General features: G+C 64.4%; 10 protein-coding genes. 3 read left to right on the top strand and 7 right to left on the bottom strand.

The annotated features are described in order from the left end of the window. The 3 genes from HY019_RS07055 to HY019_RS07045 all read left to right on the top strand — a co-directional run. On the top strand, positions 1 to 205 hold a 205-nt coding region (locus HY019_RS07055), incomplete at its 5' end, for a flagellin (protein WP_290689564.1). A gap of 189 nt (positions 206 to 394) precedes the next feature. After that, entirely contained in the window at positions 395 to 1,270 is an 876-nt protein-coding gene (locus tag HY019_RS07050) for a flagellin (protein WP_290689561.1), read from the top strand. A gap of 82 nt (positions 1,271 to 1,352) precedes the next feature. Continuing rightward, on the top strand, positions 1,353 to 2,423 hold the full coding sequence (locus HY019_RS07045) for a hypothetical protein (protein ID WP_290689558.1): 1,071 nt from the start codon (positions 1,353 to 1,355) through the stop codon (positions 2,421 to 2,423). Here HY019_RS07045 and HY019_RS07040 read toward each other — a convergent pair. From HY019_RS07040 to HY019_RS07010, 7 genes are read right to left on the bottom strand one after another with little or no spacing between them, the layout of a single operon-like run. Next, positions 2,404 to 4,497 (bottom strand): flagellar biosynthesis protein FlhA, encoded by a 2,094-nt coding sequence (locus HY019_RS07040; RefSeq protein WP_290689555.1) that lies wholly within the window; start codon positions 4,495 to 4,497, stop codon positions 2,404 to 2,406. The two genes, HY019_RS07045 and HY019_RS07040, sit on opposite strands and share 20 nt — an antisense overlap. Positions 4,498 to 4,525: 28 nt before the next feature. Next, positions 4,526 to 5,662: a flagellar type III secretion system protein FlhB gene (locus tag HY019_RS07035; protein WP_290689552.1), complete on the bottom strand. Its 1,137-nt coding sequence runs from the start codon at positions 5,660 to 5,662 to the stop codon at positions 4,526 to 4,528. After that, complete coding sequence (locus tag HY019_RS07030; protein ID WP_290689548.1) at positions 5,655 to 6,437, bottom strand: flagellar biosynthetic protein FliR; 783 nt, start codon at positions 6,435 to 6,437, stop codon at positions 5,655 to 5,657. Before HY019_RS07030 ends, HY019_RS07035 begins: the two co-directional genes overlap by 8 nt. A 7-nt stretch (positions 6,438 to 6,444) precedes the next feature. After that, positions 6,445 to 6,717, bottom strand: a complete 273-nt coding sequence (gene fliQ / locus HY019_RS07025) for a flagellar biosynthesis protein FliQ (RefSeq protein ID WP_290689544.1) — start codon at positions 6,715 to 6,717, stop codon at positions 6,445 to 6,447. A gap of 12 nt (positions 6,718 to 6,729) precedes the next feature. Continuing rightward, the gene (gene fliP, locus HY019_RS07020; RefSeq protein WP_290689541.1) at positions 6,730 to 7,515 is read right to left on the bottom strand and encodes a flagellar type III secretion system pore protein FliP; all 786 of its coding nucleotides are present in this window, start codon (positions 7,513 to 7,515) and stop codon (positions 6,730 to 6,732) included. Between the two features lie 3 nt (positions 7,516 to 7,518). After that, positions 7,519 to 7,875, bottom strand: coding sequence for a FliM/FliN family flagellar motor switch protein (locus tag HY019_RS07015; RefSeq protein WP_290689539.1), 357 nt, complete (start codon positions 7,873 to 7,875; stop codon positions 7,519 to 7,521). 11 nt (positions 7,876 to 7,886) lie between these two features. Next, positions 7,887 to 8,780: a flagellar motor switch protein FliM gene (locus tag HY019_RS07010; RefSeq protein ID WP_290689537.1), complete on the bottom strand. Its 894-nt coding sequence runs from the start codon at positions 8,778 to 8,780 to the stop codon at positions 7,887 to 7,889. Positions 8,781 to 8,933 lie beyond the last annotated feature (153 nt).

Genomic DNA, 8,933 nt, shown 5'->3' with positions numbered 1-8,933 from the left:
GTATGCCAACCGCCTGGACCACGTCTACAACAACCTGGCCAACATCCGCACCAACACCGATGCCGCCAAGGGCCGCATCATGGACGTGGACTACGCCTCGGAAACCGCCAACATGACCTCCAAGCAGATGCTGATGCAGGCGAGCACTTCCATGCTCAAGCAAAGCAACAGCATGTCGCAGATGGTCATGTCGCTGATGCAGTAAGCATCTCGGTTGCATTCAAGCGCCACCAAGGCCTGCAAGCCAACCCCACGGGGTTGGCTTTTTGCATTTATTTGACTGCCCGATTTAATGCCGGCCGCGGCAGGGTCGCCTTGTGTGGTTAAGGGCATCAAAGGCGATGCCCGACACGCCAGATCACCCAGCCAGATCACCTAAGTAGGAGCCCACACCATGCTCAGCTTGCAAACCAACGTCGCCTCCCTGTCCACCCAGAATTCGCTGGGTGCCACGCAGAAGGCCCTGTCCACGTCGATGGCCCGCCTGGGCTCCGGCTTTCGCGTGAACTCCGCGATGGACGACGCTGCCGGCCTGCAGATCGCCACCCGCATGAACGCCCAGAGCCGCGGCATGGCCGTGGCCCAGCGCAACACGCAGAACGGCATCTCGATGATGCAAACGGCTGAAGGTGCCTTCAACGAAGTCACCGACATCCTGACCCGCATGAAGGACCTGGCCACCGAGGGCGCCAACGGCACGTCGACGACCAATGACAAGACCGCCATGCAGTCCGAATACGACGCGCTGGGTGAAGAGCTCTACAACATCATGAGCAACACCAGCTTCGGCGGGCAGAAGCTGATGGACGCCGCCACCGGCACATTGTCGGCCGTGGCAGGCGTCACCTTCCAGATCGGGGCCAGCTCGGCTGAAACCATGAAGGTGGACTTCTCGGCCAGCCTCAAGACCGGCGGCACGCTGGACGCCGCATTGAAGGCCGTCAGCGCGAACCACTACAAGGCTGTGACTGGTGCGGCTGGCGCCGAAATCGGCCCGAACGCCACGATTGACACCGTTAACGCTGCCATCGATGCCGTGGGTACCGTGCGATCGCAACTGGGCGCAGCGGCCAACCGCCTGGACCACGTCTACAACAACTTGTCCAACATCCGCACCAACACGGATGCCGCCAAGGGCCGCATCATGGACGTGGACTACGCTTCTGAAACCGCCAACATGACGTCCAAGCAGATGCTGATGCAGGCCAGCACCTCGATGCTCAAGCAAAGCAACAGCATGTCGCAGATGGTCATGTCGCTGATGCAGTAAGCGGTGCCCTTGCGCCTGTGACGACGATGGGCCAACCGCACGCGGTTGGCCCTTTTTTTGACACCGGGAAAGGAGTGGCCGTATGAGCCCCTCTCGCGTTTCGGCGGTCCACGCCCTGCTCCCCGCACCTTCGATCAGCCCCCGCACACCCGCGGCGCAGGGCGCTCGCCCCAGCCTGCTTGGTGATGTCGCAGAGCGCAGCGCCGGGCGAGAGGTGGGCCAGGTGTTCGTCATGGACCACGAGGACATGGTCGTGTCCCTGGCGCCTGGCGCGGTCGGCAGCGACTTGCTGGCCGATGACCTCAACCCTGGCGATGTGCTGCTGGTCAAGGTGCTGAGCACCACGCCCCGCTTGTCACTGGAGCGGCTGGGGCAAGCAACCCAGGCCACCGCACCCGCACCGGCCTCATTGGGCAGAAACACGCCCACCCATGGCAACAGCGCGGCCATGACGACCGATCAAACGGCCATGTTGCGCATGGCCTGGGCCCCGCCCGACGCCGCCAGCCTGGCCACGAGCTGGCGCGTGCTGGTGCTGGAGCACCTGCGCCAGATGGCCACAGGCACCTTGCACGAAGCTGGCGGCCTGGCCTGGTCCGCGCAACCAGGCACCGAACAGGCCAGCACCCAGACCTGTGCCACGCCCGCCATGTGGGCCCCCCTTGAGCGCTGGTTGTTCCAGGTTCAGGCCTGGGCCGGCCTGCCCATGTCGCTGCACCTGCTGTCGCCCAGGCACAGCCCTCGCCAGGGCAAGGGCCGCAAACGTTGCCCGGGTTGGGGGCTGCGTGTCAGTGGCTTCCTGCCGGGTCTGGGGCGCATCGAACTTCAGGCGCAACTGTCCAGCGAAGGGGCGTGCCTCTTGATCCTCGCCGATGACGAACGAACCTGGCAGCGCCTGCAGGACGCTTCGCACGCCATGAGCCGCGCCGTGACCCGTGCCGGCTGGCGCCTGCGCACCTGCCAGATCCTGCGCGAGCCGCCCGTGGAAGACGCCACGCCAGACGCAGCCAGTGAAACTCAGGGCAGCCTGACTGTCCTGCCCGCCACCAGCACCAATGCCACCGCCCTGCCCCAGGCGCTGTTTCGGGTGACGGCAGAGGTGCTCATCACCCTGGGCGCCATGGGCACGGGCGTCACCCCAAGGTTCCGATGATGTTGACGTTGCGGGTCTCGGGGATCTCGTTGTAGGACAACACGTGCAGGCCGGGCGCGAACAAGCGTGCATAACGCGCCAGCAAGGGCCTGATCTGGGGCATGACCAGCAGCACGGGCGCGGTCGCCTGCTGCTTCATCTGCTCGCGGGCAATGGGCATATTGGTCTGCAACTGCGCCAGCAAATTGGGGTCGATGGGGTAGCTGTCCAGCGAGACCTTGCCGGTTTGCCGGGCCTGGTTGAGCGAGCCCAGCAACATGTTTTCCAGGTCGTTGCTGAGGTTGAAGCTCATCATCTCGGTGCGCTGCCCGCACAAGGTGGACACGATCTGGCGCCGCAGCGTGCAACGCACTTCGGCCGCCAGCAGGATCGGGTCTTTCACGGCCTCGGCGTTTTCCAGCAAGGTGGTGGCAATGGGCACGATGTCCTTGAGCGACACGTTCTCGGTCAGCAGCGCACGAAACACCTTGAGCAGCAGCGTGGGCGGCATGGCTTTTTCCAGCGCCCCACCCAGCTTGGGTGACAAGGCGCCCAGGCGCTCCAGCAAGGCACTCACATCCTCGTGCTGGAACAGCTCGGGCAGGTGGTCGCGCACCAGCTTGGAGACATGCGTGGCGATCACGCTGGGCAGGTCCACCACCTGGTAGCCCATGCCCAGGGCATGGGCCTTCTGGTCGGGCTCGATCCAGGTCACCGGCAAGCCATAGGCGGGCTCGATACCGGGCACGCCATCCAGCTCACCATAGACCTGGGGCGAAGGCACGGCCATCAGCCGGTCGGCATACACCTCGGCCTGGGCCACCGCCACACCGCCCACCAGCACCGCGTATTGCGAAGGCTTGATGCCCAGGTCGTCGCGCACGCCGATGGCCGGCAGCAACACGCCCAGGGACTCGCTCAGGCTCTGGCGTACCCCCTTGATGCGCTTGACCAGCGGTGCACCCTGCGCCTGATCGATCAAGCCCACCAGCTTGTAGCCCAGCGACACCGAGATGGGTTCGACCACCGGCAGGCTGCGCCAGCTCAGTTCGGGCTCGACTTCAGAAGTCAGCAAGGCCACGCCGAACTTGTCGGCATCGTTCTCTGCAGGCTTGTCCTTTTGGCGCAGGTCCATGCGCCAGCCCGCGAAGGCCAGCACCGCGGCAAAGCCCATGAAGGTCAGCCAGGGCATGCCGGGGATCACGGCCAGCACGCCCATCAAGGCGGCGGCGCTGTACAGCACGCTGGGCGAGGCCAGCAGTTGCGAGCCGATCTGCTCCTGGAAGTCACCCGCGTCGCTCATGCGGGTCACGATGATGGCCGCCGCGGCAGACAGCAACAGCGAGGGGATCTGGGCGACCAGGCCGTCGCCGATGGTCAGCAAGGCGTACTGGCGGAAGGCGTCGCCCATGGCCAGATCGTGCATCAGCGCGCCAATGGCCACGCCGCCGATCATGTTGATCAGCAGGATCAGGATGCCGGCGATGGCATCACCGCGCACGAACTTGGACGCGCCGTCCATGGAGCCGTGGAAGTCCGCCTCGGAGGCCACTTCACGGCGGCGCTGCTGGGCTTTTTCCTGGTTGATCAGGCCGGCATTGAGGTCGGCATCGATGGCCATCTGCTTGCCGGGCAAGGCGTCCAGCGTGAAGCGCGCCGACACCTCGGAGATGCGCTCGGCACCCTTGGTGACCACCACGAAGTTGATGATCATCAGGATGATGAACACCACCATGCCGACCACGAAGTTGCCGCCGATCACCACATTGCCGAAGGACTCGATGACCTTGCCCGCCGCGTGCGTGCCTTCGTGGCCGTGCAGCAGCACCACGCGGGTGGAGGCCACGTTCAACGCCAGCCGCAACAAGGTCGTGGCCAGGATGATGGTCGGGAAGGCCGCGAAGTCCAGCGGGCGGCGGATCGACACGCTCACCAGGATGACGATGATGGCCAGCACGATGTTGAACGTGAACAGCACGTCCAGCACCACCGGCGGCAGCGGCAGGATGATCATGCCCAGCAGCGCCATCAGGAAGATCGGCGCGGCCACCTGGTGGCGGCGCATCTCGGCGCCCAGTCGTTGGAGGAGGTTCATGTTGCGGCTCTCGTTCGCTCAGGCTGCATCAGATGCGCTCGGCGAGTTGCGCCGGCACGGCCAGGTCCGTCGGCAAGGCCGGCTGATGAGGCCGGCGCCCGCTGCGGAAGGCATCGAGTTGAAGGACATAGGTCAGCACCAGTGCCACGGCCTTGTACAGCGTGGCCGGGATCTGCTGGTTGACCTGGCTGGTGTTGTAGAGCGCACGGGCCAGCGGGGGCAGCGGCACGACTTCGATCGCGTGCTCGGCGGCCACCTGCCGGATGTAGAGCGCCATTTCGTCCACGCCCTTGGCCACGACGAAGGGCGCTTCGGCGCGCTTGTCGTCGTACTTGAGTGCCACGGCGTAATGCTCGGGGTTGACGATCACCACGTCGGCGGTGGGCACCGTCTTGTGGATGCTGCGGCGTGACAAGGCCCGCTGCAACTGGCGGATGCGCTGGCGCACTTCGGGGCGCCCTTCCTGAGACTTGTACTCTTCCTTGAGCTCTTGCTTGCTCATGCGCTGGCCCCGCATGAAGATGAAGTGCTGCACCGGCACGTCGATCAACGCAAACAGGATGAACACGGCGCACATGGCCATCACGCCATCCAGCAGCAAGTCGGTGCCGCCCAGCAAGGCCGGCCCCAAAGGCAGGCCTTGCAGCCGCACATAGGCGTCCACGCTCGACTGGCTCAGGTGGTAGAGCAAGGTGCCCAGCACACCGGCCTTGAACACCGAGATGCCCACATCGGTCCAATGTTTGCCGGACACCAGGCGACCCAGGTTGGACAGCGGGCTCAAACGCCCCAGCTGCGGCGTGAAGTGGCTGGCGTTCACGGTAAAGCCACCCGGCACCACCGACGCCACGATCACGGCCATGGGCACCACCGCCAGCGGCAGCAGCATCTTGAGCAGGAGCCACAAGGCCGATTGCATGACCGTGGCCCCCACGTTGTCCAGCGTGCCTTCACCGCCCAGATCGGCAAAGCTTTGGGCAAAGATGATGCGGAAGTCTTCCAGGTAGCCTGGCATCAGCGCCACCGTGAGCTTGAGTGCCACCAGCAGCCCGATGGCCGTGGCCAGGTCCTTGGAGCGAGGCACCTGGCCCTGCTCTTTGGCCTTGCGCAGCTTCTGTGCCGAGGGCTTTTCGGTCTGATCGCCACCGCTTTGCTGCTCAGCCATGCGTGCCTCCCACCATCATGCCCTGCAGCATCTCCAGGATCCGGTTGGTCATGCGCAGGTAGTGGGCCGGCACGAAGGTCACCACCTGCGACAGCATGAACACGCCGAACAAGGTGATGACGGAAAAACCCAGCGAGAACAGGTTGAGCGAGGGCGCCACCCGCGTCAGAAAGCCAAAGCCCACCTGCACCACCAAGGTGGCAAAGGCCACCGGAATGGCCAGCAGCAGGGCCGCCGAGAACACCCAGGCCACGTTGTAGACCAGGGTCTGCAAGGCCAGGTAGTTCAGCCCCCCGCCCACCGGCCAGGCTTGAAAGCTCGCCCCCACCACGCCGGTCAGCACCAGGTGGCCATCCATCGAGAAGAAGGCCAGGATGCTCAGGATGGACAGAAGGCTGGAGATGACATCGGACGAGGAACCATTGAGCGGGTCGTTCATCACCGCCATCGACAGGCCGATCTGCGAAGACACCAGAAAGCCCAGCACCAGGATGGCCGACATGCTCAGGTGAAAGGCCAGGCCCAGCACACCGCCGATGATGGCTTGCTCGACGGCCACCACGATGCCGTGCGCCGACATGGGGTCGATAGCGGTAACGGGGTGCACCGTGGGCATGAGGATGACGGCCAGCACCAGCGACAGCAGCACCTTGACCGTGACGGGCACGCTGGCCTCGCCGATCACCGGTGCCGCGGACAGCATGGCCATGACGCGGCAAAACGGCCACCACAGGGCCGTCAGCGTGGCGAGCATGGTCGGGAACAGGCCTTCCATCCGGGTGCTACCCCACCAGGGTGGCCGCGCGCTGGAACACGGACACGCAAAAATCCATCAAGGCGGTGAACAGCCAGTTGCCCATGAGGCTCATCACCAGCAGGGTCACCAGCAGGCGCGGCAGAAAGCTCAGCGTCTGCTCGTTGATCTGGGTGGCCGCCTGGAACAGGCTCACCAGCAGGCCCACGGCCAGGCCCGGCAGCACCAGCACCGAGACCAGCACCATGACCAGGTGCAGGCTTTCGCTGATGAGGTCGGCGGCGATGTCGGGTGTCAGCATCGGTGCATCCCTTCAGCTTCCCTGGATGCTGGTGACCAGCGTGTTGACGGTCAATGTCCAGCCGTCCACCAGCACGAACATCAGCAATTTGAAGGGCAAGGAGATCACCAGCGGCGACAGCATCATCATGCCCATGGCCATCAGCACGGATGACACGACCAGGTCGATGACCAGGAAGGGGATGAACAACAGGCAGCCGATCTGGAAGGCCGTCTTGAGCTCGCTGAGCACAAAGGCCGCGAGCTTGACGGTGAAAGCGTGGTCTTGAGGCTTGGCCACGTTTTTCTCGCCCGCCAGCTTGGAGATTTGCGCCAGTGCACTCTTGCTGGTTTGCGCCAGCATGAAGCGCGACAGCGGCACCTCGGCGATCTTGAGTGCATCCTGCAGGCCGATCTGGTCCTGGTCGTAAGGCACGAAGGCCTTCTCCCAGATCTGCTCACCCACGGGCCGCATCACCAGGATGGTGAGGATGAGCGCCACGCCGGTGATGATGCGGTTTGGCAGGCCCTGCTGCAGGCCGAGCGCCTGGCGCAGCAGCGACAGCACGATCACGTAGCGGGTGAAGCTGGTCATCATCAGGACCATGACGGGCAGCATCCCGAGCAAGGTCATGATGATCAGGACCTGGGTCTTGACCGTGAAATCGGTGCTGCCGCCATGGGTGGTGGACACGGCCAGTGGCACCGAGGCCGCATGGGCCGGTGTCACACCGCAGGCCAGCATCAGCGCCAGGCACGCCATCAACAGCGTGCCGGCCCAGGCCAGACGCCGCCCGGGCATCGAAGACAGGATACGCATGGATCAGTTCGTCAGCGCGTCCAGATCGAGGTTGGCCAGCTCGACCACCTTGAGGCCATGGTTCTCACCCGAGACCACGACCTCGGCGCGCCCGATGGCCGTGCCATTGACCTTGATGATGAGCGGCGCACCGGCCAGGGTATCGAGCTCGACCACGCTGTCGGGCTTGATCGCGGCCAGGTCCTGCAAGGAAATGCGGGCCGAGCCAACTTCCAGCGTCAGGGTGACGGGGATCTTGCGCATCATCTGCGCGAAGTCCCGGCTGGGGCGGGCCGCGGCGCGCTGGCTGGCGGCATCGGCTTGGGCATCGGCCTGAGAAAAATCGGCCAACAGGTTGTCAAGGTCCAGTTTGTCGCTCATGTCAGGGGCCCTCATTCAATGTCTTCAAAGGAGCTCAGGCACAACTTGCCTTGATGCTCCGCCACAGTCGCCTCGAACAGGCGTGCGTCTTCCACCAGCACATCGGCGCTGCCCAGTCGAACCGGGATCACATCGCCCACACGCAAGTCCATCAGCGCGCCCAGGGGCATGTCCTGCTCCAGCAGGCGCGCCACGATCGTCAATGGCAGCTGGCCACCCAGGGGCTGCATGCCGGCGCTGCTGCTCACGCTCGCGCCTTTGTCCCGCTGAGGCGCCAGCTTGCGCAGCAGGCGGTCCATCCAGGCTTCGTCCAGCCGAAACCGCACCACGCCTTCGACTTCATTGGTGAGTTCACGGATGACCACGCTGAGCGTCCAGCTGCCGGCCTTGGGCACCACCGAGGGCACGGGCGCAAAGTCATGAGGCAGGTTGATCTCAGGCTCGAAGCCCGTGTCGGGCGTGTCGATGCGCAGCGCCAGGATGTTGACCAGCTGCAGCCCCAGCGTGGTGGCCAGGCGCTCTTCGGTGGCCGTGGCAGGCAGGCTGTTGTTGTCCACCGCCGCATCACCCTTGGCGCGCACGTCCTGCAGGCCATAGCGGTAGTGCAGCACGGTCATGAGCACATTGCGGTCCATGCTGAAGCCGATGCGCCCGGCGTTGGCCGACAGCGTGAGCCAGCGGATGTCCTCGAACTGGGACGCATCAGGCTCGGTGCGGGCCATGGACACCTCGCCGATCTGGAAGGTGGCCCGGTAGCGGCGGTTCAGGCTGCCAATGAAGACCTCGGTCAGGTCTGCCTTGAGCCGATCGGCGAAGTGCTGCAAGAGGTGCACCGGACGCCCCAGCAATCGGGGATCCAGCACCTGGTGCACGGGCGCGCGCTTGGATGGGTGTGGCAAGTTCATGGCGTACGGTGTGAAAGAAACCCTGAACAAACTCAAGGTGATTCAAAAACGAAAAAATGAACAAACCGAATATGGTTGCGAATTGATCAAATTGAAAAATATTCAATCCCAACAACAAACCCGGACGTCGCATTCTATGCAGGCGCCATTTAA

It is taken from the genome of Aquabacterium sp. (assembly GCF_016195855.1).
In the GTDB taxonomy this organism is placed as follows: domain Bacteria; phylum Pseudomonadota; class Gammaproteobacteria; order Burkholderiales; family Burkholderiaceae_C; genus Aquabacterium.
The sequence above is the reverse complement of the archived record's forward strand: the minus strand, read 5'-3'. Positions and strand labels throughout refer to the sequence as shown.

What these genes read in the sequence shown, in the direction of transcription:
- HY019_RS07050 (WP_290689561.1), top strand. Translation starts at nt 395, where the DNA reads ATGCTCAGCTTGCAAACCAACGTCGCCTCCCTGTCCACCCAGAATTCG.
- HY019_RS07045 (WP_290689558.1), top strand. Translation starts at nt 1,353, where the DNA reads ATGAGCCCCTCTCGCGTTTCGGCGGTCCACGCCCTGCTCCCCGCACCT.
- HY019_RS07040 (WP_290689555.1), bottom strand. Translation starts at nt 4,497, where the DNA reads ATGAACCTCCTCCAACGACTGGGCGCCGAGATGCGCCGCCACCAGGTG.
- HY019_RS07035 (WP_290689552.1), bottom strand. Translation starts at nt 5,662, where the DNA reads ATGGCTGAGCAGCAAAGCGGTGGCGATCAGACCGAAAAGCCCTCGGCA.
- HY019_RS07030 (WP_290689548.1), bottom strand. Translation starts at nt 6,437, where the DNA reads ATGGAAGGCCTGTTCCCGACCATGCTCGCCACGCTGACGGCCCTGTGG.
- fliQ (WP_290689544.1), bottom strand. Translation starts at nt 6,717, where the DNA reads ATGCTGACACCCGACATCGCCGCCGACCTCATCAGCGAAAGCCTGCAC.
- fliP (WP_290689541.1), bottom strand. Translation starts at nt 7,515, where the DNA reads ATGCGTATCCTGTCTTCGATGCCCGGGCGGCGTCTGGCCTGGGCCGGC.
- HY019_RS07015 (WP_290689539.1), bottom strand. Translation starts at nt 7,875, where the DNA reads ATGAGCGACAAACTGGACCTTGACAACCTGTTGGCCGATTTTTCTCAG.
- HY019_RS07010 (WP_290689537.1), bottom strand. Translation starts at nt 8,780, where the DNA reads ATGAACTTGCCACACCCATCCAAGCGCGCGCCCGTGCACCAGGTGCTG.